The 25,301-nt window shown below is 38.1% G+C and carries 31 protein-coding genes and 1 tRNA gene; 11 read left to right on the top strand and 21 right to left on the bottom strand.

Translation table 11 applies throughout. The features are described from left to right. Positions 1-108: 108 nt before the first annotated feature. Positions 109-200 (top strand) — tRNA-Ser (locus ACO1D1_RS12155). A 104-nt stretch (positions 201-304) separates the two neighbouring features. Here the strand turns inward: ACO1D1_RS12155 and ACO1D1_RS12150 are convergent. Genes ACO1D1_RS12150 through ACO1D1_RS12140 form a run of 3 tightly spaced genes read right to left on the bottom strand, consistent with a single transcriptional unit; the run spans position 305 to position 3,291 of the window. After that, complete coding sequence (locus tag ACO1D1_RS12150; protein WP_149870641.1) at positions 305-883, bottom strand: DMSO/selenate family reductase complex B subunit; 579 nt, start codon at positions 881-883, stop codon at positions 305-307. A 13-nt stretch (positions 884-896) separates the two neighbouring features. Next, on the bottom strand, positions 897-1,253 hold the full coding sequence (locus ACO1D1_RS12145; protein ID WP_423336076.1) for a molybdopterin dinucleotide binding domain-containing protein: 357 nt from the start codon (positions 1,251-1,253) through the stop codon (positions 897-899). Beyond that, positions 1,246-3,291, bottom strand: coding sequence for a DMSO/selenate family reductase complex A subunit (locus tag ACO1D1_RS12140; protein WP_423336075.1), 2,046 nt, complete (start codon positions 3,289-3,291; stop codon positions 1,246-1,248). The genes ACO1D1_RS12145 and ACO1D1_RS12140 overlap by 8 nt, the downstream gene beginning before the upstream one ends. A 259-nt stretch (positions 3,292-3,550) precedes the next feature. Here ACO1D1_RS12140 and ACO1D1_RS12135 point away from each other — a divergent pair, with 259 nt between their 5' ends. Beyond that, positions 3,551-3,838 (top strand): DUF6509 family protein, encoded by a 288-nt coding sequence (locus tag ACO1D1_RS12135; protein WP_149870642.1) that lies wholly within the window; start codon positions 3,551-3,553, stop codon positions 3,836-3,838. A gap of 39 nt (positions 3,839-3,877) precedes the next feature. Here ACO1D1_RS12135 and ACO1D1_RS12130 read toward each other — a convergent pair whose 3' ends face one another. The 4 genes from ACO1D1_RS12130 to ACO1D1_RS12115 form a co-directional block, all read right to left on the bottom strand. Beyond that, complete coding sequence (locus tag ACO1D1_RS12130) at positions 3,878-4,081, bottom strand: cold-shock protein (protein ID WP_190284663.1); 204 nt, start codon at positions 4,079-4,081, stop codon at positions 3,878-3,880. A gap of 138 nt (positions 4,082-4,219) precedes the next feature. Further along, positions 4,220-4,420, bottom strand: coding sequence for a cold-shock protein (locus tag ACO1D1_RS12125; RefSeq protein ID WP_149870643.1), 201 nt, complete (start codon positions 4,418-4,420; stop codon positions 4,220-4,222). A gap of 246 nt (positions 4,421-4,666) precedes the next feature. Next, on the bottom strand, positions 4,667-5,617 hold the full coding sequence (locus ACO1D1_RS12120; protein WP_423336074.1) for a nucleoside hydrolase: 951 nt from the start codon (positions 5,615-5,617) through the stop codon (positions 4,667-4,669). A 113-nt stretch (positions 5,618-5,730) separates the two neighbouring features. Continuing rightward, complete coding sequence (locus ACO1D1_RS12115) at positions 5,731-6,561, bottom strand: Ku protein (protein WP_423336073.1); 831 nt, start codon at positions 6,559-6,561, stop codon at positions 5,731-5,733. Between the two features lie 128 nt (positions 6,562-6,689). On the opposite strand from ACO1D1_RS12115, the gene ACO1D1_RS12110 reads away from it, so the two are divergent. Beyond that, on the top strand, positions 6,690-8,519 hold the full coding sequence (locus tag ACO1D1_RS12110) for a DNA ligase D (protein WP_149870646.1): 1,830 nt from the start codon (positions 6,690-6,692) through the stop codon (positions 8,517-8,519). A 16-nt stretch (positions 8,520-8,535) separates the two neighbouring features. Here ACO1D1_RS12110 and dapF read toward each other — a convergent pair whose 3' ends face one another. The 6 genes from dapF to ACO1D1_RS12080 all read right to left on the bottom strand — a co-directional run bounded on the left by dapF (position 8,536) and on the right by ACO1D1_RS12080 (position 12,776). Continuing rightward, positions 8,536-9,513, bottom strand: coding sequence for a diaminopimelate epimerase (dapF, locus tag ACO1D1_RS12105; protein ID WP_423336072.1), 978 nt, complete (start codon positions 9,511-9,513; stop codon positions 8,536-8,538). A gap of 72 nt (positions 9,514-9,585) precedes the next feature. Next, positions 9,586-10,371, bottom strand: a complete 786-nt coding sequence (locus tag ACO1D1_RS12100; RefSeq protein ID WP_423336071.1) for a hypothetical protein — start codon at positions 10,369-10,371, stop codon at positions 9,586-9,588. Positions 10,372-10,466: 95 nt separating this feature from the next. After that, entirely contained in the window at positions 10,467-11,246 is a 780-nt protein-coding gene (locus ACO1D1_RS12095; RefSeq protein WP_423336070.1) for an ABC transporter permease, read from the bottom strand. Further along, on the bottom strand, positions 11,243-12,151 hold the full coding sequence (locus ACO1D1_RS12090; RefSeq protein ID WP_149870650.1) for an ABC transporter ATP-binding protein: 909 nt from the start codon (positions 12,149-12,151) through the stop codon (positions 11,243-11,245). The genes ACO1D1_RS12095 and ACO1D1_RS12090 overlap by 4 nt, the downstream gene beginning before the upstream one ends. Further along, entirely contained in the window at positions 12,151-12,348 is a 198-nt protein-coding gene (locus ACO1D1_RS12085; RefSeq protein WP_149870651.1) for a PLD nuclease N-terminal domain-containing protein, read from the bottom strand. The genes ACO1D1_RS12090 and ACO1D1_RS12085 overlap by 1 nt, the downstream gene beginning before the upstream one ends. 104 nt (positions 12,349-12,452) lie before the next feature. Further along, positions 12,453-12,776, bottom strand: a complete 324-nt coding sequence (locus ACO1D1_RS12080) for a DUF4870 domain-containing protein (RefSeq protein ID WP_149870652.1) — start codon at positions 12,774-12,776, stop codon at positions 12,453-12,455. Between the two features lie 187 nt (positions 12,777-12,963). Here ACO1D1_RS12080 and ACO1D1_RS12075 point away from each other — a divergent pair, with 187 nt between their 5' ends. After that, complete coding sequence (locus ACO1D1_RS12075) at positions 12,964-14,091, top strand: amidohydrolase (protein WP_149870653.1); 1,128 nt, start codon at positions 12,964-12,966, stop codon at positions 14,089-14,091. A gap of 308 nt (positions 14,092-14,399) precedes the next feature. Next, positions 14,400-14,960 carry a GNAT family N-acetyltransferase gene (locus ACO1D1_RS12070; RefSeq protein ID WP_423336069.1) on the top strand — a complete coding sequence of 187 codons (561 nt, stop codon included), beginning with the start codon at positions 14,400-14,402 and terminating at the stop codon, positions 14,958-14,960. 55 nt (positions 14,961-15,015) lie between these two features. On the opposite strand, the gene ACO1D1_RS12065 is transcribed toward ACO1D1_RS12070, so the two are convergent. Together ACO1D1_RS12065 and ACO1D1_RS12060 are read right to left on the bottom strand one after the other, a co-directional pair. Beyond that, positions 15,016-15,174 (bottom strand): hypothetical protein, encoded by a 159-nt coding sequence (locus ACO1D1_RS12065; RefSeq protein WP_190284664.1) that lies wholly within the window; start codon positions 15,172-15,174, stop codon positions 15,016-15,018. 121 nt (positions 15,175-15,295) lie between these two features. Continuing rightward, the gene (locus tag ACO1D1_RS12060; protein WP_149870655.1) at positions 15,296-16,069 is read right to left on the bottom strand and encodes an SDR family oxidoreductase; all 774 of its coding nucleotides are present in this window, start codon (positions 16,067-16,069) and stop codon (positions 15,296-15,298) included. A 184-nt stretch (positions 16,070-16,253) separates the two neighbouring features. Here ACO1D1_RS12060 and ACO1D1_RS12055 point away from each other — a divergent pair, with 184 nt between their 5' ends. From ACO1D1_RS12055 to ACO1D1_RS12035, 5 genes are all read left to right on the top strand, one after another. After that, positions 16,254-16,496 (top strand): spore germination protein, encoded by a 243-nt coding sequence (locus ACO1D1_RS12055; RefSeq protein ID WP_149870656.1) that lies wholly within the window; start codon positions 16,254-16,256, stop codon positions 16,494-16,496. Positions 16,497-16,509: 13 nt separating this feature from the next. Further along, positions 16,510-16,752: a spore germination protein gene (locus ACO1D1_RS12050; protein WP_149870657.1), complete on the top strand. Its 243-nt coding sequence runs from the start codon at positions 16,510-16,512 to the stop codon at positions 16,750-16,752. A 21-nt stretch (positions 16,753-16,773) separates the two neighbouring features. After that, positions 16,774-17,247, top strand: a complete 474-nt coding sequence (locus ACO1D1_RS12045; RefSeq protein ID WP_149870658.1) for an Hsp20/alpha crystallin family protein — start codon at positions 16,774-16,776, stop codon at positions 17,245-17,247. 75 nt (positions 17,248-17,322) lie between these two features. After that, positions 17,323-17,799 (top strand): Hsp20/alpha crystallin family protein, encoded by a 477-nt coding sequence (locus tag ACO1D1_RS12040; protein WP_149870659.1) that lies wholly within the window; start codon positions 17,323-17,325, stop codon positions 17,797-17,799. 9 nt (positions 17,800-17,808) lie between these two features. Beyond that, a complete protein-coding gene (locus ACO1D1_RS12035) occupies positions 17,809-18,201 on the top strand; it encodes a hypothetical protein (protein ID WP_149870660.1) in 393 nt (130 codons plus the stop codon). A 39-nt stretch (positions 18,202-18,240) separates the two neighbouring features. Here the strand turns inward: ACO1D1_RS12035 and ACO1D1_RS12030 are convergent, their stop codons facing one another. Together ACO1D1_RS12030 and ACO1D1_RS12025 are read right to left on the bottom strand one after the other, a co-directional pair. Continuing rightward, positions 18,241-18,717 carry a FixH family protein gene (locus ACO1D1_RS12030; RefSeq protein WP_149870661.1) on the bottom strand — a complete coding sequence of 159 codons (477 nt, stop codon included), beginning with the start codon at positions 18,715-18,717 and terminating at the stop codon, positions 18,241-18,243. An 11-nt stretch (positions 18,718-18,728) separates the two neighbouring features. Next, positions 18,729-19,007, bottom strand: coding sequence for a hypothetical protein (locus ACO1D1_RS12025; protein WP_223820790.1), 279 nt, complete (start codon positions 19,005-19,007; stop codon positions 18,729-18,731). A gap of 96 nt (positions 19,008-19,103) precedes the next feature. Here ACO1D1_RS12025 and ACO1D1_RS12020 point away from each other — a divergent pair, with 96 nt between their 5' ends. Further along, the gene (locus tag ACO1D1_RS12020; protein ID WP_149870662.1) at positions 19,104-19,346 is read left to right on the top strand and encodes a DNA alkylation repair protein; all 243 of its coding nucleotides are present in this window, start codon (positions 19,104-19,106) and stop codon (positions 19,344-19,346) included. Positions 19,347-19,401: 55 nt separating this feature from the next. Here ACO1D1_RS12020 and ACO1D1_RS12015 read toward each other — a convergent pair whose 3' ends face one another. The 4 genes from ACO1D1_RS12015 to ACO1D1_RS12000 all read right to left on the bottom strand — a co-directional run bounded on the left by ACO1D1_RS12015 (position 19,402) and on the right by ACO1D1_RS12000 (position 25,262). Next, positions 19,402-20,223, bottom strand: coding sequence for a hypothetical protein (locus ACO1D1_RS12015; protein WP_149870663.1), 822 nt, complete (start codon positions 20,221-20,223; stop codon positions 19,402-19,404). Positions 20,224-20,308: 85 nt separating this feature from the next. Continuing rightward, positions 20,309-21,211 (bottom strand): CobW family GTP-binding protein, encoded by a 903-nt coding sequence (locus ACO1D1_RS12010; RefSeq protein ID WP_149870664.1) that lies wholly within the window; start codon positions 21,209-21,211, stop codon positions 20,309-20,311. A gap of 66 nt (positions 21,212-21,277) precedes the next feature. Then, positions 21,278-22,789: a S41 family peptidase gene (locus tag ACO1D1_RS12005; protein ID WP_149870665.1), complete on the bottom strand. Its 1,512-nt coding sequence runs from the start codon at positions 22,787-22,789 to the stop codon at positions 21,278-21,280. A gap of 244 nt (positions 22,790-23,033) precedes the next feature. Beyond that, a complete protein-coding gene (locus ACO1D1_RS12000; RefSeq protein ID WP_423336068.1) occupies positions 23,034-25,262 on the bottom strand; it encodes a heavy metal translocating P-type ATPase in 2,229 nt (742 codons plus the stop codon). Positions 25,263-25,301 lie beyond the last annotated feature (39 nt).

Below are 25,301 nucleotides of genomic sequence, written 5' to 3'. Positions count from 1 at the left end.
AAAGCACCCAAAACTTGACCGTTTTTGAATGTTTCTCAACATTTTTCAGGAAAGTAAATAAAAAAATACTCAAATCATTAATATTATGCTATAATATTTTTGTTAAACGGAGAAGTACCCAAGTGGTTATAAGGGGGCGCACTCGAAATGCGTTAGGACGGGCAACCGTTGCGTGAGTTCGAATCTCATCTTCTCCTCCATACTTATTTTTCAAATAAAAGGGTAAAAGAACATACAAAAAAACGCCAATTTTGGCGTTTTTTTTTGTCTTTCATTCTGCTGCCCAGGATTCTAATTACTTACCCTACAATTTCGCATCCTTATGTGGCGTGATTACAATGTTAGGCTTGGTAATCGAATTACTCGGCATTCCTATGATTTGGCTGACATCCCCATACTTTTTCCGCAGCTTCCTTACATCTCCAAATTCAATTGCGTTCATCGGACACGTAGAAACACATACAGGATCCTCACCATCTTCTTGAAGGTCAAGACAAAAATCACATTTATCAGACTTAAATACCTTTTTATTATACTGTGGTGCACCATAGGGACATGCCTTAACACATAATTGTGTACCTCTGCATGCTTCTTGATCAATGGTTACTACACCATTTTCTTTATTTTTACTTATAGCACCTACAGGACAGCTTGGCACACATTTTGGTTCTCTGCAATGATTGCATGCGATTGAAAAGTAGAAAGCTTTTACATTACCGACAATCCCTTTTGTCGGCTGCTGAATGAAACTGCCCTCCTCATACGTATATACTCTGCGGAAATTAATTCCGACATCCAGATTATTCTTATCCTTACACGCAACAGTGCATGCCTTGCAGCCGATACAAAGACTTTGATTAATATAAAATCCTAACTGGGCCAAAATCCCTCACTCCTTAGGCTTTTTTAACTTCAACAAGGTTTGTTAATTGCGGATTCGCTTTGGCAAGGGGAGTTGGCCGCCCCGATGTAAGAACATTTACTGAACCGCGCTTGTCCACCCCTTCATGATTCGGTGAATACCATGCACCTTGAGGGATCGCGACAACACCTGGAATAATGCGCGCTGTTGCCTTCACAGGAATCAATAATGACCCGCGATCATTATATACGTGGACACGGTCGCCGTCCTTAATTCCACGTTTTTCTGCATCCTTTGGATTCATCCACATCTCTTGCTTTGCTGCCTCCTCAAGCAAAGGCTGATTATCAAAGGTAGAATGACATCTCCTCTTATAATGCCAACTAATCATTTGTAAGGGGAACTTGTCTTTTAACGGATCGTTCGGGCCTTCCCAGGGAAGGAATATACTTAGCAATAGCGGGAATTTCATCAGGATTATCCATATCCCATAATACCTTGGAAAATAATTCAATTTTGCCGGAAGGGGTTTTAAATGGATGATTTTCAGGGTCATCTATTTGCTCTTTAAACCCGATCAGTTGTGAATCATATTTAAAATGATGAACACCCTTCTCCCGGAATTCCTCAAAGGTTGGAAATGTTGGGTCAATTTCTTCCCTAGTCCTTACAACACTTTCTTTAACCAAGTCAAGAGTTGTTCTACCTTCCGTATATTGTTCCTTAATTCCAAGTTTATCTGCGACATCAGCAAACACATCATATTCATCACGGCATTCATATAAAGGATCAACCGATTTATCACCAAAAACTACATAATCACCAGAACCCCAAGGGAAACCGATATCATAGCGTTCAAAAAATGTTGTTCCTGGCAATAATATATCCGCAAATTTGGCACTTGGCGTCATAAAGATATCACTGGCAACAATAAACTCCACTTTACTTTCATCCTCAAGGAGCTTTCGTGTTTTATTAATATCTGAATGCTGATTAATCAGCATGTTTCCAGCCAAATTAAAAATTAGTTTAATGTTTGTATCTAAACGATCCGTGCCTTGTAATCCATCGGCCGAAGTCATTTCGGTCCCTTTTTCAACTGCCATTGTCCATAAAAAACAAGGAATGGATGCTTTCACAGGATTCTCGTAACTTAGTGGCTTTACCATATTTGACCGACTCCAAACACCAGTTCCGGCAGCCCACGTACCTAACTTGCCAATATTTCCGGTCAAGCATGCCAGCTGCGGGCCTCCGCGCATGAATTGCTCTCCATAGGCCTGCCGTTGAGCTGACCAGCCTTGAATTAAAGCAGCAGGCTTACTTGTTGCATACTCTCTGGCAATTTCCCTAATTTTATCCGCGGGAACGCGGCAAATCTTTTCTGCCCACTCCGGCGTTTTAGGAATTCCATCCTTTTTTCCCAGTAAGTAATCTTTCAAAGACTCGTTCTTAGGCACGCCGTCTGGCATATGATCTCCATCAAAACCTACGCAATATTTATCTAAGAAAGCTTGATCTTGCAGATTTTCAGAAATGATAACATGACACATTGCATCCATCAAAGCATTGTCCGTAGTAGGAAGAATTGGAATCCAATCATCTGCAAAAGCGATAGCTGTATCAGTATAACGGGGATCAATGACAATAATTTTCGCTCCATTCTTCTTGGCTTGAATTAAAAATTCACGATACGGAGTAGAAAAAATCATCTCTGCAGGATTTTGCCCCCATAAAATAATATATTTTGATTCTATTAGGGAATCAAAGCTGCTTCCTGTATTATTTGTTCCATATGTATAAGGGGTTGCCACACTCCCTGCTCCTACACTATAGTCCCCCCGATAATTCAAAAATCCACCAGTCAGGGACAGTAATTTTCTTACCGAATTTCTCCCGCCGTGAATACCGCTGCTCTGACCAGTTGCATAGTTAACATATCTGGATTCGGGCCCATATGTTTCGCCAATGCGCGTCACTTCTGACGCTATCGTCTCAATTGCTTCATCCCAAGAAATTCTTTTAAATCTCCCTTCACCGCGCTTCCCGGTGCGTTTCATTGGGTACTTCAGCCGGTCGGGATGATAGAGCATGTTTCGATAATTTCGTCCCCTTACACATGCCCTGAGTGGGGGCACAGACAGATCGCCACTACTTTGTGTGTCAGTACTTATCCGCATCACTACTCCATCCTTCACATGTGCCTTGATGACACAGCGTCCACCGCAATTCGTTATGCTGCATGTTGAAATGATTTTTTCAGAATCAATAGCATTTACTATTTTAGTACCCTCTTTGCGTTCCACAAGCATTTTTGTACCAATTCCTCCGGCTATCGCCGGAATCCCAATGGCCCCTGACCATTTTAAGAAGGTGCGCCGCTCCATTTTATTTGTAAACAGGTTCCTTAAATGATTATTCTTAGACATCGCACAAAGCCCCCCTGACTTCAATTAATGATAATTAATCATAGTTTAAAAAATATTGTTAAGTATTTCACATTTTTACTTAGAAAATTTCTATCTAGTTTTATCTTATCCTAATCTGCTAAAGTTGGAATTACTTTGTGTATTTATTCACATTAATTTCATAATCCTCTTGGTTAAGAACGTGTTGAGAAAATTTAACCATCATAAAGAAAATGTGTATAATAAGAAAGTTAACTAAACTGCAAAGGATGATTTCTGCTTGAATATTATTGGCCATGATGTGGAAAAACTAGAAGACCCATTTGGATTACTAACAGGTGACCGTTATGAATATTTCCTCGAACTTGAAGTTGACACCGAGGATGAACTTTATTCCGAGATGGGTATTGGGATAAAAGTAATTTACGTGAGTGATGTGGAAGGTGACAAAATTTCCAGCTACTATTTTTATGAACGTGGAAGCGAAAAGGTTCTTGACTTTGCCCTTGAAGAGGACGAAGAAGAACTAGTTCTTTCATACTGCCGGCAGCATCGAGAAGAGGTTTAAAAAAGCAGGGAGCATGGAGCTCCCTGCCAATCTAATTAATCACATGAAATTCTTACTATGGTTATGAATAACTTGAAGTTCTTTTGTAGTTTGACTCATTTCACTTTTGCAAATCGGGCAAAGTGGTGTTTCACTGCTTTTAAAATTATCACGAACCCAGCATTTACATTTCTCTGAAGTACAAACCCAAATTATCGTTTCTTCTAATTTAATTTCTTCATCATTTTTTCTACCAAACGCCAAAACGATCACTCCTTATAATTAGTTATGACTGTTTTTGAACACTTTGTTTGTATACTCTAAGTCTACTTATCTAGTAAAAATTATATAGATAAAAAGGTGATGCTTTCATCTATGCATCACCCTTTTATTTTAAGAGAATTAAACTGTTTGTACGTTAGCAGCTTGTGGTCCACGAGCGCCTTCTACGATTTCAAAAGATACAGATTGACCTTCTTCTAATGTCTTGAAGCCTTCTGTTTGAATAGCTGAAAAGTGAACGAATACGTCTTGACCACCATCAGCTTCAATAAAGCCAAAACCTTTTTCTGCATTAAACCATTTTACTTTACCGTTTTTCATGGATTTTACCCCCAACAATTTGTTCACTTTAAGTTTATCGTACATTTAAAATAATAAAAAAGACGTAATTACACGTTCGGGCAATAGACATCACCCACATGTTCGTGCAGTTACGACTACTTAATCCTAAAAATATTAACGAACACTAAAGCGTAACTTTATTTTATCAAAATTTCATCCTTTCGTCAATCCAATTTCAAAAACTAGGAAATACTGAAAATATCTAGTATTTAATGCCATTTAAATTTACCTATTAGCCAAAAAAATTTCCATAAAATTTCCGGCAAATTTTTGCAAGTCTATTTCCATGCCAATGTAATCTAAGGATACTTGCGGATCTTTATCCGGTTTTGGCCGAAAGTCAGCGATACTTTTTCCTTTCGCATTACCAAATTCCTCAACCCTGACACGCCGCGGTATATATTTAACAAGATCCGGATTTACTAATGCCATTAGCGGGACTACATCATGAAGTGGTGCACCTTGAATTCCTGGTACATTTTTTTGATAGGCTTTAAAATAATAATCAAATGCCGGCTTTAATAAAGGTCTAAAGGGGGTGAGACTTTTTTCACTGAGGTAGGTAATTATTTCCGGTGTGATAATGGCTTTATTCGTGATATTTAACGGAAATAAATAATTATTATGTGCTTTTTCCATTACGGTATTCGCGGCAATTGGGTCGACATAAAAGTTTGCCTCCGCTTCGGCCGTTATATTCCCAGGTACTAAAAATGCCCCACCCATTATATAAAATGCTGTGACATCTCTTAAAGCATTATTTCCATATAAAATAAACATCAATGCCAGCTCCGTTAATCTCCCAACAGAAACGATAATTAGATTTCCTTTATATTGTTTAACAATTTCAATAACCTTATTTATATCATGAACATGTACATTTTTTATCGTATCTGGCGGCTTGATAGGACCTAATCCCTCTTTACCATGTATTTCAGGATAATACTGGATAAGTTCACCTGAGAGTGGTCCAGCTGCACCTGCAATAATGGGTATATCTTCTCTATTACCTAAAGTTAATAAATAGGCTGTATTTTTTATCGATTTCTCTTTGGGCGTATTTCCATAGCCGCTGATAATTCCAACTATATTTATTTTCGGATTAAGTAAGGCATACATAATAGCAAACGAATCATCGATACCAGGGTCTGCACTCAGGAGTACATTATAAGCCATTTCTTATCCTCCGCTTTCTTGATATGTCATTAATTACATTATGATAAAATCAGGATAGAAATTACAGAGTGGTAAGGAAAAACCGATTCCAAAATTAGAATCGGCCATTGTCTTTATGCTTCTTTTTTGATTTTGGATGCAGCCTTTTTCCTAGGAGCTGCCGCTTTTTTCGGTTTTGTCCGATCAATCGATGCCTGCAAGGCTGCCATTAAGTCCGTTACATTAGAAGGAGCTTCTTTCGTTGCGGCTGTCACCGTCTCTTTACCGGAACGTTTGGATTCAATTAGTTCAAGAAGTGCGGTTCTGTATTCATCTGTATATTTTTCAGGCTCAAATTCGGTTGTTAATTGATCAATCAATAAGATTGCTGTATCTAATTCTCTTTTCGTTACTTTATCCTCTGAAGGAACATTTGGAACATCCCCCGTTTTGCGAACTTCATCAGGATAATGAATGGTTTCCATGACCAATGTATTTTCATATACACGGATGACGGCCATCTGCTCCTTTGAACGGATAATAATTTTAGCAAGCCCTACCTTTTGTGATTCCTGCAGCGCCTTGCGTAATAACGAATAAGCCTTTCCTCCGCCTTCGTTTGGGGACATATAATAGCTTCGATCAAAGTAAATCGGATCAATCTCTTCTATTTTGACAAAATCAATAATTTCCACTGCCTTTTCTTCATTTTCCTTTCGCAGCTTTTCCAGATCTTCATGATCAAGTACGACAAATTTTCCTTTTGTATATTCATATGCCTTTACAATATCTTCAGGCTTCACTTCTTCTTCACAGACAGAGCAAATTTTTTCATACTTAATTGGCGCATGGCATTTGTTATGCAGGGTCCTGAGCTTAATATCTTTATCTTCTGTTGCTGTGTGAAGCTTGATGGGGATATTGACAAGCCCAAAACTGATACTCCCTTTCCACATCGTATGCATAGAAATTCTCCATTCTTTTTATTTTTTATTGTGTAACTCTTGAATCAAACCATTCCTAAAAACATTTGGAAAAGGATGAAGTCACCGGCAATGAAGCAAAATAAGAAAAAAGGAAGGACTTAAGCTAAATGAAACCAATGCTTCCAAGTTTAACCTTTGATTTGCCAGTCCGGCCCGATTGGCTGTATGAGGTAAAATATGATGGATTTAGGGCCCTATTGGAATGGAATGCAAAAGGAATCTCGTTAACAAGCAGAAACGGCAAGGACCTTTTCCCGCAATTTCCAGAAATAAGGGGGTTTTTATTACAGCATGAAAAACAATTGAAACCATTTTTGCCGCTGCTGTTGGACGGGGAGCTTGTATCCCTTGAGAACACACATAAAGCCAACTTCTCCGCCATTCAAGTTAGAGGAAGGTTAAAGTCTGAAAAGAAAATTACTGAACAGTCAACTCGTTTTCCCTGCCGCCTCATGATTTTTGATTTACTAAAGCTAAAAGGAAAACCGCTTTATTCTTGGGATTTTTTTAAACGAAAAGCAGAACTGGCTAAATTATTTCAATCAATAGGGTTAAATTTAGAACCTGACCCATATAATGACCAACTGCTTCAATATGTAGAGGCATATACAGATTTTAATGATCTGTGGGAAAAAGTGGTTTTATATGATGGGGAAGGTATTATTGCAAAATCCAAAAACAGTCCATGGGAAGAGGGAAAGCGTTCATTACAATGGCTTAAATATAAGAACTGGAAATATGTAAACTGCTTTATCACTTCCTTCGAGAAGACGAACGGCTATTTTTATGTTGGAGTGTACAAGGATGGCAATATTTTTCCAATCGGCCAAGTACTTTTCGGCTTTAAACCTGAAGAAAAGGATGCACTCAAACAAACGATTAAACAAAATATGGTGAGTGAGGATGGGCAATTTATTTATGTTGAACCAGCGATTTGCCTCAAGGTAAAATATTTAGAACTCTATGATAATCAGCTGCGTGAACCACACTTTGATCGATTCCGGTTTGATTTGAAGCCTATTGAATGCTCATATGACCGCTTTATCTTTGCACAGAAAAACCTACCCTCTGACTTGGATATTACCCACCCTGATAAACCATTATGGGAAGAGCATGCAATCCAGAAAGCGGATTATATCTTGTACTTACAAAAAATTTCACCGTACATGCTTCCGTTTTTAACGAATCGTTTGTTAACCGTCATTCGTTATCCTCATGGAATGTTTGGGGAAGCTTTTTACCAAAAAAATTGCCCCGATTATGCACCAGAATTTGTTCAAACATTTTTGGCTGATGGGATTGACTATATCGTATGCAATGATTTAAAAACCCTGATTTGGCTGGGGAATCAACTGGCGATTGAATTTCATGTCCCTTTTCAAACCATTAACAGTAAAGGACCGAGCGAAATTGTTTTTGACTTAGACCCTCCCTCAAAGGACGCGTTTCCATTGGCAATAAAAGCGGCAATTTATATAAAGGAAGTGCTTGATCAATTGAATTTAATCGGGTTCATCAAAACCTCAGGCAATAAAGGGTTGCAAATTTACCTTCCTCTCCAGGAAAATATTTATTCATATGAAGAAACAAGACTATTTACAAGCTTTATTGCCGAATACTTAATCTCAAAGGATCCCGATTCATTTACGATTGAACGCTTGAAGAAAAATCGCGGAAATAGATTATATGTTGATTACGTGCAGCACAGTGAAGGAAAAACGATTGTCGCACCCTACTCCATGAGAGGGAACGAACATGCCGGCGTGGCCACTCCGCTTTATTGGGAAGAAGTGCATGACAAGTTAGAACTCGTTTCCTTTAATATGGAAAATGCCCTTAACCGAATTCGCATTCAAGGGGATCCATTTAGCGATTATTTCCAAACAAAACAAGTCCAGCCGTTTGGACCGGTTCTAGATATACTAAAAAAAGGATAAGGGCTAGACCTTATCCTTACAACATCTTTTCTAAAAACTGCCCCGCTTCGGATTCGAGCAGCTTGTATGTCTCCTGTTCAGAAAACTCTTCTCGAGATATTAGTGAAAATGTTGCATCCTCAAGATTAATCATGACAGAAGCCTTGTAGAGGTAGGTAGCATTCCCAATCAAATCAATTGAATATTTTCCTTCAAATTCATGAACCACACATTGTACCCTGCCGCCATTATTATAAACATCAATAACTTTCTCATTTTCATTTAATCCACTTAAACAAGATACAACCGAGGACGCCGACATCGCGGTACCACAAGCATTTGTAAACCCTACACCACGTTCAAATGTTCTGACATAGATAGAGCCTTTTTGTAATGGCTTTACAAAGCTGACATTTACACCGTCCGGAAACAACGCATTCGGCCCATTTACTTTTTCACTTAACTGTCTTTGGATGTTAATTTGCAGTTGATCCGTTTCGACAATCGTAATTAAATGCGGATTCGGTACGGCAAGTGCTGTAAACCTTAACTCTTCGGACAGTTCTGCAATTCTTTCATTGAATAAAGTAGGCTTATTTAAATTTAGAGGCAGTGCCTTTAATTCAAACAACACTGGAGAAATTTCCACTTGGTACGTTTGAACATCGTGAATGAGATCTTCTTGTTTACTTACCTTAAGATTCGCTTTCATTGTTTCAATTATCGCTTCAGTTAGGCCAAACTGTTCACAAACGACTCTAGCCACAAGGCGAAGACCATTTCCACACATGGAAGCCTCAGAACCGTCTGCGTTAAACACACGCATTCTTGCTCTTGCACGATCACTCTTCATCACAAAAAGAATCCCATCTGCTCCCAAATCAGACTGTCGATTACACAATAATCTAGCGAGATTCGCACGTTCGCTTTCAGAAAATGAATATCCATTTGTTAGTTCATCGATAATAAGAAAATCATTACCTGAACCATGTCCTTTAATTAATTCAATTTGCACAGTAAAACCCCCACAATTCATTATTTCATCTATCATATCAAACAATGAAAATGAGGGAAACTCTATAAACCGTTATCTTTCGATAAAATATTCGTTAATGAGAAAGGACATGCGAAGAAGCTTGTCATTTTCTGCAAGAGCCTCTTTGAATGACAATACAGGAGTATTTGGTTCAGGAAACAGCAGACTCCATTCTAACGGCATCCAGCCTCTGCGAAGCCTCCCAACCTGCCGATGCTGAGTGTCCAGCACTTGCTCATCCATAAAAACAGAAGATCCTTCGATTCCACCGACATATCCCCCGCAACCATCGAACAATTCCTTTTGGGATTTCTTCCAGCCCAAAACCTTTTTTTCTAAGCTGCCCAAAAGACGACTCTGCCGATCGTATACTTCAATCTTAATCGATTTTTCACCTTTTACTTTAAAGAATCCAAGCACTTCTTCATCATAATTGTAAAGGGCAAATGTTTTTGATGTCCTTAATCGCTTCCAGCCGTTTTTTGGGGTTTTTTTTATTATCCCTGCCAAATTGCCATTTGGAAAATAGAGGTGGACCTGTGATGATTGGGTATTCATGTAAAATACCAAGAGATGCTCTGCTTGTAATATTGATTGATTGATATTTTCCGATTCAAGGATATTTTTGCTGATTTCTATTGATTGCCGCATTCGATGTAGGTAGATTTGAAAACTAATCAGGCTATAGAATAGAAATGGAATGGTCATAAGCATAAGTTCACTATGCTTAATAATGGAAAGATTGATTGCAACAATCAAAATCGTTGGAACCAATGCTGCAATACTACCATTTAAGTTCAAATTAGCTGTATCCCGGTAATATTCATTTATTCTCATTCTTTAAACTCCTTATCAATTCCTCTATTGACAGTTTATTTACTAGTAATCAAAAAGATGATAGAAGTTTTATAGTGTGGAACGAAAAGATTTTCCTAGGACGCTAATTCTTTTTTCTTAAAAATAATCACACTAAAAGATAACAATAATAAGATGCTGCCTCCTGCAATTAAACTAACTGGAACGAGATCATCCGGAATACTATTATTTATCAGTATTTGATTCGCATAATTCGTAAGCTGTGCGGGACTCCAATCAAGCAGATTTGAAAGGGTACTGCTCACCAAATTTACAACAATGACAGTCGCTAATGAGCAAAATCCGGCAATTCCAGGTGACAAGAGTGAAGCACTGAAAAACAGCGTTATGGTTAAAATCAACGAAAACCATAGACCATAAAAAAAGTACGATTGGAAAAAGTCTGCAATTGGAATCCACTCAAATAATATACCAGTGTAATACCATGTGCTAAGGTAACCGATCAAAAAGGAAAACCACAATAACAATAGCGCCCCCGCCCATTTGGCGGTGACAAAGGAACGATAGGAAACAGGTTTTACTAAAATCATTGCCGCCACTCCACTTTTTCTTTCTGCGGCGATAATCCCCATCGTTGAAAGGACTATAATCAATACACCTAGTGTCGTATATTGTCCAAGCCCCTGAACTAACACTTCTCCGGCAGATGGCGTGGGAATCTTGATCACCGCACCTTCCGGCAAATTTCCGACTGAATCGAGAATTTGCGGCATGTAATACGTGGTAATTGGCTGTTGAACCCCCAGTAAAATAAAGGTAATCGGCACCCAAATCCATTTGAAATTTCTCCACATTTCTACTATCTCTTTTTGCAGCAATGTCAGCCATTGGTTCATTTCCCCACCACCTTCATAAACACGTCTTCAAGGGTCATACTGCTTATTTCAAATTTCTCAAGCGGCAAATTTTGTTCCGAAATCCGCTTTAAAAATGACTGCCTTGCCAGGGCAATATTTTCCACAAAAATGCTGACCCGATTTCCTTCGTTCCTAAGAGATTGTGTTAATTCATCCGATGTGAAGATTGAACTATAATCTTCGGCTTTTCCTCTGAAGTATAAGTCAATTTTTGCTTGCTGATGTCGCTCTCGAAGCTCTGCCATGGTTCCTGATTCAACAATTTCTCCGTTATGTAGAAACAGAATTTTGTCACAAACCTCTTCAGCATCGCTTAAAATATGAGTTGAAAATAATATGGTTGTTTCTTTTTTTAATCCCTCGAGCAGATCTAGAACTTCCCTCCTGCCTATTGGATCCAGGGCAGAGACAGGTTCATCCAGCATGATTAGCTGTGGTCGATGAATTAAGGCTTGGGCAATACCTAACCGTTGCTTCATCCCTCCGGAATATTTACCAACCTTACGATTTTTCGCATCTAAAATGCCTACAAGCTGCAGTAGTTCCAGGGATCGCTCTTTCGCTTCTTTGCCGGTTAAGCCCGCTAATTTACCTACATATACTAAAAATTCAAGACCGGACATCCACTCGTAAAACACTGGAAACTGTGGAAGATATCCAATTAAATCACGGATATCCTCGTTTTTTTTCGATTTGGTAAAGTTAATTCTTCCACTCGTCGGATTCATTAGTCCCGAAAGCATTCTTAGAGTGGTTGTTTTTCCCGCACCATTAGGGCCTAATAAAGCAATACATTTTCCTTTTTCTAATGTAAAATCAAGCCCTTTTATCACCTCTATCCCTTGAAAGCTCTTTTTTAAACCTGTAATTTGAATAAGAGGCATTAGTTACTTCTCCTTCCAATCACAAAATAAAGGATGGGGCCAATGATATTGATGAATAAAATAATTAGTGCCCATAACCACTTTGGCCCATTTGTTTTTTCAATTTTAACAAGATCAATAATGGCAATAATCAGTAATATAAGTTGGATAATAACGATTGGCGCGATAATCGGCAAATAACTTCCTAGAGATTCCATGTTCTTTCCCCCTAATTTTTCTTCTCTTTCATTCATATGACGTTCGAACTAGAAAAACGTTCAAAAACCCGGCAAAAATTTTTGCCGGGTTTCAAAATATGTTTTTATTTAATTAGCCTGAAAATAAACGGAAATTGATATTCTTTCCCTTCGTATGCTCTAACGGCTGCGATAATACTAAAAATAAGTGCTGCAACTCCAAGTGCCCATAGAAGAAAAATACCGATAATGACCAGAGTTAAGATTCCTGCTACCACTGAATAAACCAAATAGGAAATAAAGAAATTAAAATACTCTTTCCCATGATAGTCAATAAATGTTGACTCATCCTTTTTTATTAACCAAATAATCAGCGGAGCTAAAATGGGGAAAAATAAGCTCAGCACATACAAACCGGCAGCCATTAACCTTTCTTCACTTTTAATCATGATCATTTCCTCCATTGGAAATATTTTTCCTTACCTTATTATTTACGCAACGTTTCATTAAAGGTTTCATCAATTACAAAAAATTCCGCCAAAATATTTAAAAGCAACCTATTCCCGTCTTTTCCTTAGGCACATATGTTGCTAAAATAGATAAAATATAGTTAACAACATAAGGAAAGGTTTTATTATGACAAAAATACTTTTAAAAAATGCCAATGTTTATCCGGTTACATCCAAACCGCTTAAAAATATCGATGTCCTGATTGAAACTGGAAAAATAAAAAAAATCGGTCGAAATCTTACGTCTGATTTATCTGTAACGATTATAGACTGCCGTGGTTATTATCTTTTTCCGGGATTTATTGATGTTCATACACATTTAGGACTTTATGATGAGGGTACTGGGTGGGCCGGAAATGATGCAAACGAAACAGCAGAAGCCCTCACACCACATATCCGAGCCATTGATGGGGTCTATCCATTGGATCCCGCGTTTACTGATACAGTTAAAAGCGGAATTACTACCGTTCACGTTATGCCTGGAAGTGCTAATGTAATTGGGGGAACCACTTCTGTAATCAAAACTACTGGAAAAAATATAAAAAAAATGCTCGTCCAGGAAATTGCCGGATTAAAAATTGCTTTAGGTGAAAACCCAAAAAGAATTCACAGTAACGGCAATAGTCATTCCATCACTAGAATGGGAATTATGGGGATGCTTAGAGAAGCATTCTACCAAGCCATCCATGCTGATGACCCTGAAGAACTGAGAATTGCACCGATTGTTATGGCACTAAAAAGGGAAATACCGGTAAGAATCCATGCACACCGAGCAGATGATATTATCACTGCATTAAGGTTCGCCGAAGAATTTAATCTGGATTTACGAATTGAGCATTGCACCGAAGGACATTTAATTGCCGGTGAATTAGCTGAAATCGATTTAAAGGTTTCCGTTGGGCCCACACTGACTAGAAGATCAAAAGTCGAATTAAAAAATAAAACCTGGAAGACATATCAGGAATTGACCGATCACGGTGTCGAAGTGTCGATTACGACAGATCATCCATACACACCAATCCAATACTTAAATATTTGTGCAAGCTTAGCTGTCCGAGAAGGATTAGCAGAGCAAAAAGCACTTGAGGGCATTACCATTCTACCGGCAAGAAATTTAAAAATTGACGATAAGGTTGGCAGTATCGAGGAAGGGAAAGATGCGGATTTAGTCCTCTGGAGCCATCATCCTTTCCATTATCTCTCAAAGCCAAAATGGACGATGATTGGCGGCGAATTTGTTTATATCGAAACGTAGAAATTTGTTGAAAATTGGTAAAAAATATTATCGAAAAACTGACAAAAAAACTATTTATTTTTTTCTCATTTTCTTGTATTATACTCTAAGTGAAACTGTTTTAGATCTGAAAATCTATGGGGGTTTACGAACAAAATTCTGTTAACAAAAAAAATGAAATAGGGAAGGCAAATGGTGCGCCACCAGTTATTCTGGTTCTAGTGGGTTCGATTCCCACCCCGAAATTTTTTACGTAACTTTATAAAAAATTTCGAGGGTGGGCCGCTACTTCTAACGTGGGATCGGTATGCCCTAATGGAGGGATTCTCATGTTGAAGAAACGTGATCTTCATGACAGCCATACATTGTACGAATTAATGACGCACCCTGATGTCTTCCCTTTTGTACGTCAAAAAGCTGATTCCTATGAAGAATTCATTTTTATAACAAAGCAAACAATTGAAGCTGAAGAGCGCGGTGAATGTATTTCACGGACGATTCTCGATGAATGGGGTTCACCAATTGGTACAATTAACTTATATGATATTGAAAATCAAGCTGGTTTTTTAGGAACATGGCTAGGGAAGCCTTTTCATGGCAAAGGGTATAACAGCCCTGCCAAAGATGCCTTTTTTCAAGAACTATTTTACGAAGCAGGGATCGAGACAGTTTTTATGCGAATCCGAAAAGTAAATATCCGCTCCATTAAGGCCGCGGAAAAACTACCATATGTTGTGAAAGCGAATGAAACAAGAAGTTCCATTTATCAGCAATTGAACGCTAACGGTGAAGTGTATGATTTATACGAAATTCCAAAAGATTTGTATACCTTTCATCTGTTACGAACCGGCTCCCAACAAACGGATTCTTCTCATTTGTTAGAAGCATAAAAAGCAATCGGCCAATGCCGATTGCTTTTATTTATACTTAAAAAATGATTTCCTATTATTCCAATACATTTTGTTCAATGGTTTCATTTACATCACTAAGACCCATTTGGAGCAAAAAATCTTCTAATTCCTCATTTGTCAATGTTTCAAAGCGGCCATCATGAAAAAACACTTGGGTTTGATTTGGATTGATTCTATTCATGTTAAAACTCATTTTTCTTTGCTCCTTTCATAGATGATTACTCTCTATTATCCACAAAAGCAACAGATTTCATTCCTGAAAATCGAATAGTTAGAAAAATGATAAAATCATGCCTTGTTTACTGCTCTTTAAGCTATATTTTTAACGCTTTCCCTAGCACATCCACCCCGCCTGTTACCGGAATAATGCTCCCTGTAATAAAATCCGATTTTTCGTCTGTTAGAAAGGCAATCACCCTGGATATGTCCTCGCCTGTACCTTGCCTTCCTAATGGTTGATTACCTTTGCACGCTGTGATTGCGTCACTGATACCTTTTTCTTTCCAGTCACTTGTTATATCACCCGGGCAGACCATATTTGCGGTAATTCCGTTTTCTGCCTCCTCAATTGCAATCGAACGGGTTAAGGAGGCAAGTCCTGTCTTGGCTGCGGCAAAGGCCGAACGATAAATCCACCCAGGTGCAGTTTCTACCCTGTCATATCCGAGTGTGATGATTCTGCCCCATTTTTGTTTTCGCATAACAGGTATAATCAACTTTGACAAATAGAAAACAGCCGACAAATTCCCTTGAATTAAGTAATTCCATTCTTCAAAGGTGTAATCTGTTGTTTTTTTTCTTTCATGTATGTATGGGCCGGCATTATGCACTATAACATCTACGGTCGAATACGCCTTTAGGGTCTCATTTACAATCCGCGTACAATCCTCTTGATTTGCGACATCCCCTTTAATGGTGATATTTTTCGTACCGAAACATCCAGTTAAATGCTTGGCTAAGAAAACCGCTTCTGATTCACTATGTCGATAGTTGATCACAAGCTGATACCCATTTTCTGCAAGCTGAATGGCGGTTTTTCTCCCGATACCAGAAGCTCCTCCTGTAATCAAAGCCGTTTTCTTATTCACAACACATTACCTCTCTAATTTAAATTCTCTCTTTACTATATGTTAAAAAGAATTGTTTATATTTGCAAATTTTAATTATGTCCAAATTGATAAGTTTTATCCAGAAGCAGTTTCCTGAAGTTTTAATAACGGATGGGCAAGAGTTTGCATATGATGGGGTATCAATAAAAAAGGATGTGACAGGATGCAGACTGTAATTAACATCTTCAGCCTAAAAATTAACAGTGTATCAAACAACGGGTCTGTCAACATCGGAGAAGCCCTCCATAATGCCCATACGGCAAATTCTAAATCCCAAGGTCAGAATTCTTCATTTGGAGATTTTGCACCGCCAACAGCCGCAATGGAAAATGTCTTTATTGATCCTGATGTCAACGATATGGGAGATATCGCAAATCCTTCTAACGCCTTTAGCAATTCAATTTAAAGGACTGAAAAAAATGCCTTTTCAAATAAATATTTTTAATATTAAAACCAACTCCATTAATAATAATGCAAATATTTCATTAGGACCTGCCGTCCAAAATAGCCATACAGCCAACCAAAAATGGATAGGAATCAATTTTGCTTTAGGTGACATATCCCCTGCAAGCTCATTTTCATTAAATAGCAACGTTGATCCAGATATTACTGATCAAGATCAGATTGCGAACCCTTCTTTACCAGTTTCGAATCAATTTTAGTCATAGAGAGGTTGAAATCAAATGTTTCCTTGGAATATGTTCCCTTTCACAAAAGACATGAAGGACTCGATGCAAAAAATGAAACCAGAGGAAATAAACAATTATGTCCAAGACCTGGTAGAAAAAATGATGCCAAACATGCGAGGTATGATGAATCACCAAGATTTATTCAACGGCTTCCAGTCATCAGCCGAAAAGCAGCATGCAGCCAATGGCCCATTAAATTCCTCTGCATTTGAAACACATGATTATGTATTTGTAAGAATCCCCATTCCAAATGAAGATTGGCTAAAGCAGCTCCGCCTTTATCATACATCAAATCAGTTAATCGTTGAGCATATCCCGCAGCAAGAGGATTCAAACACCATCACCCTTCCAGCCATTGTTAAAAAGAAGGGGGCAGCAGCGAACTATAAAGATAGGGTCCTTGAAATAAGAATCCCTAAAAATATTGATATGCAGTATTCACAAATCGACGTGACGGAAATTATGTAAACGTCGTTTTTTTTTGCATGTTTCTAATAATAAAAAATATGATGAAAATAGGGATTCACATAAGGGGTGGATTTAATGGAAGTGGATAAGCTAAAAAAATGGCTGGATGTTGCCAAGCAATTTCAATCAGATCAATTTTGGAATCAAATTTTTGAAGAGAATAATAAAAAAAGCTCCAGGAATCATTTGTCCCGAAATCCCCAAACAACTGTAAATGAACTTTTTCCAAAATGTGATTTGTATGAATCTGACCAAGAATTAGTTGTTGAAGCGGAAATTCCCGGCTTAACAAAGGAAGATCTTCAAATTTCTATCCAGCAGCAGTTATTAACCATTGCAGGAGAATTTAAAGCCCTGCATCAAAATCGCCAATATTATTTAAAGGAACGCGCCAATCGTCAATTTAAAAAGGAATTAACCCTGCCTTACCCGATCTTGATGAATAAAGTTAAATCGGAAATCCGTAATGGTGTATTAACTATTGTGATGCCCTTTTATCGAGATGAAATAGAAAATATCCCCATTGCCTTTGACCAAACCAATTCTGAATAGAGGGTATTTATGCGATTTTTCATTCGCTTGTTCTCTTCAACTAAGAGCTTAACGAAGAAAATATCAGATTTGGAGATGAAAGTTTTAGTTTTGGAATCAGCTATTAAAGAGGTGAAAGCGGGTAAGAACCCAGCACAAAGCCTACCTCCTCAGGCAACGGAAAAGGAGAAGGAAAGTGCTCCGACCATTCAAATTGAACACCTTCAGGTAGATAGCATCGTAATAGAACATTTAGATTACGCCAATAATTTTGGCCAACTAGGAATAAAGGAATTATCCGGAAAACTAAATATTGGCTCAACCTATGAGGGGGATATTTCTGATAAAATCAATGAGATAGTGAAAGAAAAACTTGGAAAAGAAGCAGCAAAAGTCAACCTTAGAGCAAAAAAAGAATCTTAAAACTTGAAAAGACAACCTCTGGCTGTCTTTTCATTTAATTTAGTGTCCTTCGGTTGAGTGATCTTCCATGTCCTTTTCCATTTCATCCATCGACTGTTTTGCTTTTGGATCTTCAGGATCACTTGGCGTCCCGACGATAAATTCCTTTTTCGGCATATTATGCATATCCCTTGCTGTTACATGTGAAATAATATAATACGTCCCATCTTGCTCGAATGATTTCTCAAGACGATAAACCCCATTTTTTGTATGTTTAATTTCTATTTTTTCGTGTTTTTCATCTTTTGCACGCCAAATTTCAAAAATAACGTCAGCATCAGTTATCTCTTCATTCCCCTGGGTTACCTTTGCTTCAAATGTTATTGGTTTTTGTAATTCTCCTGTTTCAGGGTTTATGGACAATTTAACATCTAACATTTCAGGCAGTTTCCCGACATTTTCATTTTCCTGCTTAGCACAGGAAACTGTGATGCTAAGAGAAATAACGGTTAATAAAATTACTAACATTTTCTTCATGATCTTCTCTCCTAACCCATTTCTTCCATCATTTCAATATACAATTTTATTAATTGACACTTAGTCTCACTAGAGATCGAGGAATCCATTGTTCGCTTGACCGCTGAATAATATTTTTCATACTTATTTTTTCTGATTCTTGGATGGGAGTTTTCATCTAGAAGCTCCCGCTTCATCGCCTCAAATAACGTCTCTTTACATGTTCTAGTCTCTGTAGCTAATACTCGATTGTTCCAAATCGAGCGATATGCCATTAAAACAAGTTCATAATCAACGATTTCGTTTGCCAAAAAACATCTCCCCTTTCCCCTTCACATGCATTGTTACATATTTACTTCCATTAATGCAAAAAATAGATTTTAACAATGCTTAGAAAGGAGAAATATATGTCAACTCCCTATAAATGCCCAAATTGTAAAACCAATCGCAGCCGCTTCAATATCATTCAACAAATTTCTCACTCTGTGAAACTGGACCCGCAATCAGGAGCAGTGGTACGGGAATATGGTGAAAACGAGTTAGAACCCTTTCATCTTCCCTACAACGGGCCGGCAGCCCGAGTTCAATGTGGTGCCTGCGGCCTAATAGAAGACGAGCGAACGTTTATCAAGTTCGGGGAACAAGCATAACCCACAGTAAAAAACACCTTTAATCATGAGAGGATTCTCATAAAGGTGTTTTTTTTTACGGAAGATGACTTTCCTTTAAAAAATTCACTGAATCCACTTTCCAACCATCAACTTGTGAAAATCTGACTAAATGAATTTCTCCTCTAAATGTTTGCCTGCCTCTGTCCTCTATAAACCAATCAACTACAGCTGGGACATCCAAGCTGAGTTCTTCAGTTAAATCCTCAGGAGGCAGTAGCTCTATTCTTGATAGTGTTACGTTCTCGATTTTCCCTAAAATCGGCTTCCAAGAAATTTTTTGTAAAGAGGCCAATGATGTAATTCGTTCATCCTGCTGCTTAAAACCTGCTATATAGGCGTTAATGACCTCATATGGATTTGCTTTACTAAGGTAATCATTTAATTTCCCCGACGCCTTCAATACCATAAGCATATGGGAAAGGTCCATTGAATTGGTACGATGGGTTGTACTCCCAAAAAAATGAATGCAAAAATGACCGGGAAAATTATTCTTAAGTGCTCCAGCACCATGAGGCATTCCATGCATCGATGCTGCAATCCAACGATCTTTGTGAATTACAATAATAGCTCGTCGTTTCCAACTCCACTCTCCACTGTAGATCCTTTTCATTACTTTTGTATCTTTTGTGGTTAACGGCTGTACATCGGCATGATGACTTCCCGCACGTCTTTGTACCTTGAAACGTTTTCCTGTTTCTACATCCAAAACCGTGAATTTTGTGTATTTAGGTAATAAATGATTCACTTCTTTCCAGTTCATCATGTCAATTTTATAACTAATATCAGATGCTGCCTGGACCCCTTGTCCATTTAGGAGGTTATAAACTAACAGGATTAAACATGCTGCTTTCTTCATAAAAGACCCCCTTTTAATGGATTTTTGCTTCATTAAAAGAGTTACCTTAACAAGAAATTATCATGCATCTATGACTGATTTTCTTTTATTTTTCAAGACTGACAAGCTTTTCTTGAATCACATTCCAATCGATCTTCTCGCCGATAAAAACAAGATTTAGCGGCAAATTCATTTCTTCCTTTATGTATAATGGCATACCATAGGAAAATTGAAATAGAAACGGCTGCTGTGAATATTGAAACTTAACATATCCTTTTATTCGATAAATCGTATCAGGCAGATCTTTTAAAAAATCCTCAAATCTAGTATGGTTAATCGATTCCTTAAATTGATACACAAAAGTTGTTAAATTCAACTCAATCCTTTGGGAATCTTTCTCAAAGGATACCGATAAGTTTCTAAGTGGATCGATTGAAACCTGAGAATAATTTGTCAGCAGACATGTGGCATTGGGATTGAGTCCCTGAATTTCAAAAGTAATACTTACTTGCTCCATCTCTGTTAATTCGTTCAATTTATTAATAATGATAAAGTCAGCATGTCTTACCTGCTCGAGGATTAGTTGCTGCAACTGCGGACTTAATGTCTTTCGTTCTTTCCATCTCCTGCCATCAACGGTTGTAATTATGCCCTTAATGACTAATTTATCTGCAAACAATGGGGAGAGGATCGAATCCAATACTTCTACAGGATGGGCCGCTCCTGTTGTTTCAATATAAATAACATCTGGCTGTTCAACTAATAATAAACCTTGGAGCTGGGCTTCAAGCTTATCCTGCATCGAACAACAAATACAACCGCCTAACAGCTCTTTCAGCTCAACATCATCTGTAATCGCATCTGAATCAATCGATACCTTTCCTAATTCATTCATCATGACTGCGACTCTTCGTCCTGCCTTTTGTTCATCCTCTAACAGTCGTTTTAATAATGTAGTTTTCCCACTACCTAAAAATCCCGATAAAATATAAACTTCTGCTTTTTTCATTCTAATCCCTTCTATCGTTTTTTAATCAAAAAGATGACCCGATTCCATTAGGAATCGGGTTAACTTTTATTTTATTTTTCCTTTTAATACATCAACAGCTTTTTGTAATTGGGTATCACTTGTTTTAATTTTTTCTCGCAATAGTTCCATGAGTTTCATTGTTGAATCACCTTTTAATATTCCATCAGCAGGTAGACCTTGTGCGGTTTGGAAAGCGATGACTGCTTCTTTCATTTTTTCATCAAAGAATCCATCTTCACGTCCCGGGTCATAACCTACAGCTTTTAACATTTTCTGAGCTGTTTGGATTTCTGTAGAAGAGGTGGATTCGGTTAGTTCTTTATCTGGATTAATAATGGGTAATGTTGCATATTCAGGAAGAGCCACTTCTACATCGGGTACAATTCCTTTTTTATGAATCCAATTTCCATTTGGTGTCAACCATTTTGCAATGGTATATTTTAGGTTTGAGCCATCCTTGAAATCTGCTGCCGTTTGCACGGTGCCTTTTCCAAATGACTTTTCACCAACAAGTGGAACACCCGCCGATTCCTTTACGGCTGCGGCAAAAATTTCGGATGCACTAGCACTGCCCTTATCAATTAAGACAACTAAAGGAAGATTAGGATTTCCATCATTTTGTGAAGCGATTTCCTTTATTTTTCCGTTACGATCTTCTTCTTTGACAATAATTTTCCCTTTCGGTACGAACATGCTTGTAATACTTACTGCTTGATCTAATAATCCCCCCGGATTTTGTCGCAAGTCTAACACGAGACCCTTCATGCCTTTTTTCTGTAAATCATTTAACGTAGCGACAAGCTCTTTGGAAGTATTTGTGGAAAAGCTTGTTATTTGGACTTTTGCAATCGTGTCATCGACCATTTCACCATAAACGGTCTCAATCGGAATTGTATCACGGACAATTGGCACAGTCATTGGTGCATCCATACCAGGTCTAGATATCGTTAATTCAACCTTCGTTCCTTTTTTTCCTCTAATTAACGTCACGGCTTGTGTTGAATTCATTCCCTGAAGGCTTTTTCCATCCACCTGGGTTATCATATCATTTGGTTTTAAGCCGGCTTTTTCAGCTGGAGATCCTTTAATTGGAGAAACAATAATTATATGCCCATCTTTTTCCTGTATTTCAGCACCAATTCCTTCAAAGGAGGAAGAAATACTACTATGAAAGCTCTTAGCTTCTTCATTGCTCATATAGTCAGAATATGGGTCATCAAGCGATGCTACCATTCCATCAATTGCTCCATTGATGAGCTTTTGTTGGTTCACATCCTTGTAGTATCCTTTTTTCAATGTATCGAATGCTTCATAAAGTTTATTGAATTCTGTTCTTTCCGGTGCTACCGTTACTACTTTTTCTTTTCCAAATGCAAGTGCAAATGTAGTTATCCCTGCCGATAGGAAAACAAGTAAAAATAACAGCATAATGAAGTGAAACTTTTTCAAGCGAATATAACCAGGTTTGTTTTCTACGGTATGGTCATGTTCTACCTTGAACTCTTCCATTTTCTTTTGTTCCTCATTTTTTTCATCCAAAGCCTTCACCACTTTCATTCACGATAAAAATATGAATTACCCAATCGCTGCAGAAATCCCAACAGCCAGGTTGTTTTCATAATTTTCAAAAGCTATTTTTAGATACTTTTTATAAAAGTAAACCCTTAGTGATTAGAATAACATCTTTTTTATAAAATTAACAAAGAAAAGTTAATGAAAATAATAAAGACCCTTCTAAAATGTAAATAAAGATAAACAGCACCACCATTAATTAGGTCGTGCTGTTACGTTTTACTTTTATTCATTCAATCTTAACGCGTTTCAAACGCAGTGAGTTTGTAACAACGAATACCGAACTAAAGGCCATAGCTGCGCCCGCTACCCATGGGGCTAATAATCCGAAGGCAGCAATCGGAATCCCGCCAGCATTGTAGACAAGAGCCCAAAAAAGGTTTTGGCGGATGTTCTTCATTGTTTTTTTACTTAAGGCGAGTGCCTTAGGAATCAAAGTCAGATTACCGCCAAGTATCGTAATGTCTGCCGCTTCTATGGCAACATCTGTCCCGGTACCAATGGCAATTCCAATATCTGCAACAGCGAGTGCCGGTGCATCATTAATCCCATCCCCAACCATCGCGACGACCATGCCTTTCAGCTGGAGTTCCTTCACTTGTTTAGCCTTTTCTTCCGGTAAGACTTCTGCGATGACTTTTTTAATCCCTACCTGTGAGGCAATCGCTTTGGCGGTACGTTTATTATCCCCTGTGAGCATATACACATCGATCCCTAATTCGGTTAGTTGTGTAACCGCAAGCTTTGCGTTTTCTTTTACGGTATCGGCCACCGCCACCAAGCCCATGATGGCAGAATTAATAGCAATATACATTGCCGTCTTACCTTCCGTTTCAAAGCGCAGTAGATCTTCTTCAACCTTGTCGCAGGCAATACCCTTTAATTCCATTAATTTCCTTGTCCCGATATACGTTTCGTCTTCCCCTATCTTTGCTTCAATTCCATACCCTGGGATGGCCTTAAACCGTTTAACCGGAAGGGTACTCGATCGTCTTTCCATTCCATATTTTATAATGGCATCCGCTAAAGGATGTTCCGATGATTTTTCGGCAGACACTAAATATTGCAAGACCTTTTTCTCATCCTGATAGGCAATAAAATCTGTAACGATGGGATGCCCCTCTGTAATCGTCCCCGTTTTATCAAGGACAATCGCATTAATTTTGTGTGCAGTTTCTAAATGCTCTCCACCTTTAAAAAGAATCCCCATTTCAGCTCCTTTTCCTGTACCTACCATAATGGAGGTGGGGGTTGCAAGACCAAGTGAACAAGGACAGGCAATGACAAGAACAGCAATGGCCGTCTCTAATGCTGCCGGAAAATCCCCAGGATTTACAAAGAAATACCAAATAATGAAAGTCAGCAAAGAAATGGAGACAACAACAGGAACAAAGTAACTGGAAATTGTATCCGCAAGACGTTGGATGGGGGCTTTACTGCCCTGTGCTTCCTCAACAATTTTGACAATACCAGCAAGAGCAGTATCCTTCCCAACCTTCGTCGCTTTTAACGTTAAAGTTCCATTTTTATTTATGGTAGAACCGATTAAAATATCACCCACATTTTTTTCGACAGGAATCGATTCACCCGTAATCATCGATTCATCTACAGAAGATTGCCCTAATAAAACGATTCCGTCCACAGGAATTTTTTCACCCGGCTTTACCAGTAATCGGTCTCCAACTTTTACATCCTCAGTCGGAATTTGAAATTCTTTCCCTTCTTTTATTACCGTTGCTTCCTTTACTTGAAGGTTGAGCAGTTCAGAAATGGCATTAGTGGTTCTTCCTTTAGCTATCATTTCAAATAATTTACCTAAAAGAATTAAGGTAATGAGAACTGCACTCGTTTCAAAGTAGAGATGAGGCACGTAAAATGGATTTCCAATTGTCTTTATGCCTTCTGCAAGACTATAAAAATAGGCAGATGAAGTGCCCAAGGCAACAAGGACATCCATATTTGCACTTTTATTTTTAAGGGCTTTATAGGCACCAATGTAAAACTGGCCGCCTACATAAAACTGGACTGGAGTGGCTAGAAGCAATTGAAACCATGGGTTCATAAAAAAATTTGGCATTGGCAAGCCAATTTCGATCGGCAAGTGCGTAAGCATTGTATACACGAGCGGAAGGGACAAAATCACGGAAAGATAAAATTTCCGTTTTTTTCGGTTAATTTCTTCCGCTTTTAATTGCTGCTTCGTCTCACTTTCCACTTTCTCTTTAGCGCCATACCCGATTGTTTCAATCTTTGTTAAAATATCACTGCTTGAAACAAATTCGTTATCAAAGGAAATGGCTGCACTCTCCATTGCTAAATTTACATTCGCTTCAACACCGTCCATTTTGTTAAGTACTTTTTCTATTCTTGCTGAACAGGCAGCACATGTCATTCCTGAAATATCTAAATTGAGCTGCTCCTTCATTTCCTTCACCTCTTTATCCTTTGCCAGACGCATCTTTGATTAATTATTCTCCACGTTGTCCGTTTGTTCCTT

It is taken from the genome of Neobacillus sp. 19, from assembly GCF_049463095.1.
Taxonomy (GTDB): domain Bacteria; phylum Bacillota; class Bacilli; order Bacillales; family Cytobacillaceae; genus Neobacillus.
This window is presented reverse-complemented; position numbering and strand designations above follow the sequence as displayed.

Coding starts and splice junctions, on each gene's coding strand:
- ACO1D1_RS12030 (WP_149870661.1), bottom strand. CDS start 18,717: ATGAAGAAAATGTTAGTAATTTTATTAACCGTTATTTCTCTTAGCATC.
- ACO1D1_RS12000 (WP_423336068.1), bottom strand. CDS start 25,262: ATGCGTCTGGCAAAGGATAAAGAGGTGAAGGAAATGAAGGAGCAGCTC.
- ACO1D1_RS12100 (WP_423336071.1), bottom strand. CDS start 10,371: ATGAGAATAAATGAATATTACCGGGATACAGCTAATTTGAACTTAAAT.
- ACO1D1_RS12045 (WP_149870658.1), top strand. CDS start 16,774: ATGTTTCCTTGGAATATGTTCCCTTTCACAAAAGACATGAAGGACTCG.
- ACO1D1_RS12010 (WP_149870664.1), bottom strand. CDS start 21,211: ATGAAAAAAGCAGAAGTTTATATTTTATCGGGATTTTTAGGTAGTGGG.
- ACO1D1_RS12090 (WP_149870650.1), bottom strand. CDS start 12,151: ATGCCTCTTATTCAAATTACAGGTTTAAAAAAGAGCTTTCAAGGGATA.
- ACO1D1_RS12040 (WP_149870659.1), top strand. CDS start 17,323: ATGGAAGTGGATAAGCTAAAAAAATGGCTGGATGTTGCCAAGCAATTT.
- ACO1D1_RS12050 (WP_149870657.1), top strand. CDS start 16,510: ATGCCTTTTCAAATAAATATTTTTAATATTAAAACCAACTCCATTAAT.
- ACO1D1_RS12035 (WP_149870660.1), top strand. CDS start 17,809: ATGCGATTTTTCATTCGCTTGTTCTCTTCAACTAAGAGCTTAACGAAG.
- ACO1D1_RS12075 (WP_149870653.1), top strand. CDS start 12,964: ATGACAAAAATACTTTTAAAAAATGCCAATGTTTATCCGGTTACATCC.
- ACO1D1_RS12015 (WP_149870663.1), bottom strand. CDS start 20,223: ATGAAGAAAGCAGCATGTTTAATCCTGTTAGTTTATAACCTCCTAAAT.
- ACO1D1_RS12115 (WP_423336073.1), bottom strand. CDS start 6,561: ATGCATACGATGTGGAAAGGGAGTATCAGTTTTGGGCTTGTCAATATC.
- ACO1D1_RS12020 (WP_149870662.1), top strand. CDS start 19,104: ATGTCAACTCCCTATAAATGCCCAAATTGTAAAACCAATCGCAGCCGC.
- ACO1D1_RS12005 (WP_149870665.1), bottom strand. CDS start 22,789: ATGAAAGTGGTGAAGGCTTTGGATGAAAAAAATGAGGAACAAAAGAAA.
- ACO1D1_RS12110 (WP_149870646.1), top strand. CDS start 6,690: ATGAAACCAATGCTTCCAAGTTTAACCTTTGATTTGCCAGTCCGGCCC.
- ACO1D1_RS12055 (WP_149870656.1), top strand. CDS start 16,254: ATGCAGACTGTAATTAACATCTTCAGCCTAAAAATTAACAGTGTATCA.
- ACO1D1_RS12140 (WP_423336075.1), bottom strand. CDS start 3,291: ATGTCTAAGAATAATCATTTAAGGAACCTGTTTACAAATAAAATGGAG.
- ACO1D1_RS12085 (WP_149870651.1), bottom strand. CDS start 12,348: ATGGAATCTCTAGGAAGTTATTTGCCGATTATCGCGCCAATCGTTATT.
- ACO1D1_RS12080 (WP_149870652.1), bottom strand. CDS start 12,776: ATGATTAAAAGTGAAGAAAGGTTAATGGCTGCCGGTTTGTATGTGCTG.
- ACO1D1_RS12145 (WP_423336076.1), bottom strand. CDS start 1,253: ATGATTAGTTGGCATTATAAGAGGAGATGTCATTCTACCTTTGATAAT.
- ACO1D1_RS12120 (WP_423336074.1), bottom strand. CDS start 5,617: ATGGCTTATAATGTACTCCTGAGTGCAGACCCTGGTATCGATGATTCG.
- ACO1D1_RS12125 (WP_149870643.1), bottom strand. CDS start 4,420: ATGAAAAACGGTAAAGTAAAATGGTTTAATGCAGAAAAAGGTTTTGGC.
- ACO1D1_RS12065 (WP_190284664.1), bottom strand. CDS start 15,174: ATGAGTTTTAACATGAATAGAATCAATCCAAATCAAACCCAAGTGTTT.
- ACO1D1_RS12095 (WP_423336070.1), bottom strand. CDS start 11,246: ATGAACCAATGGCTGACATTGCTGCAAAAAGAGATAGTAGAAATGTGG.
- ACO1D1_RS12070 (WP_423336069.1), top strand. CDS start 14,400: ATGTTGAAGAAACGTGATCTTCATGACAGCCATACATTGTACGAATTA.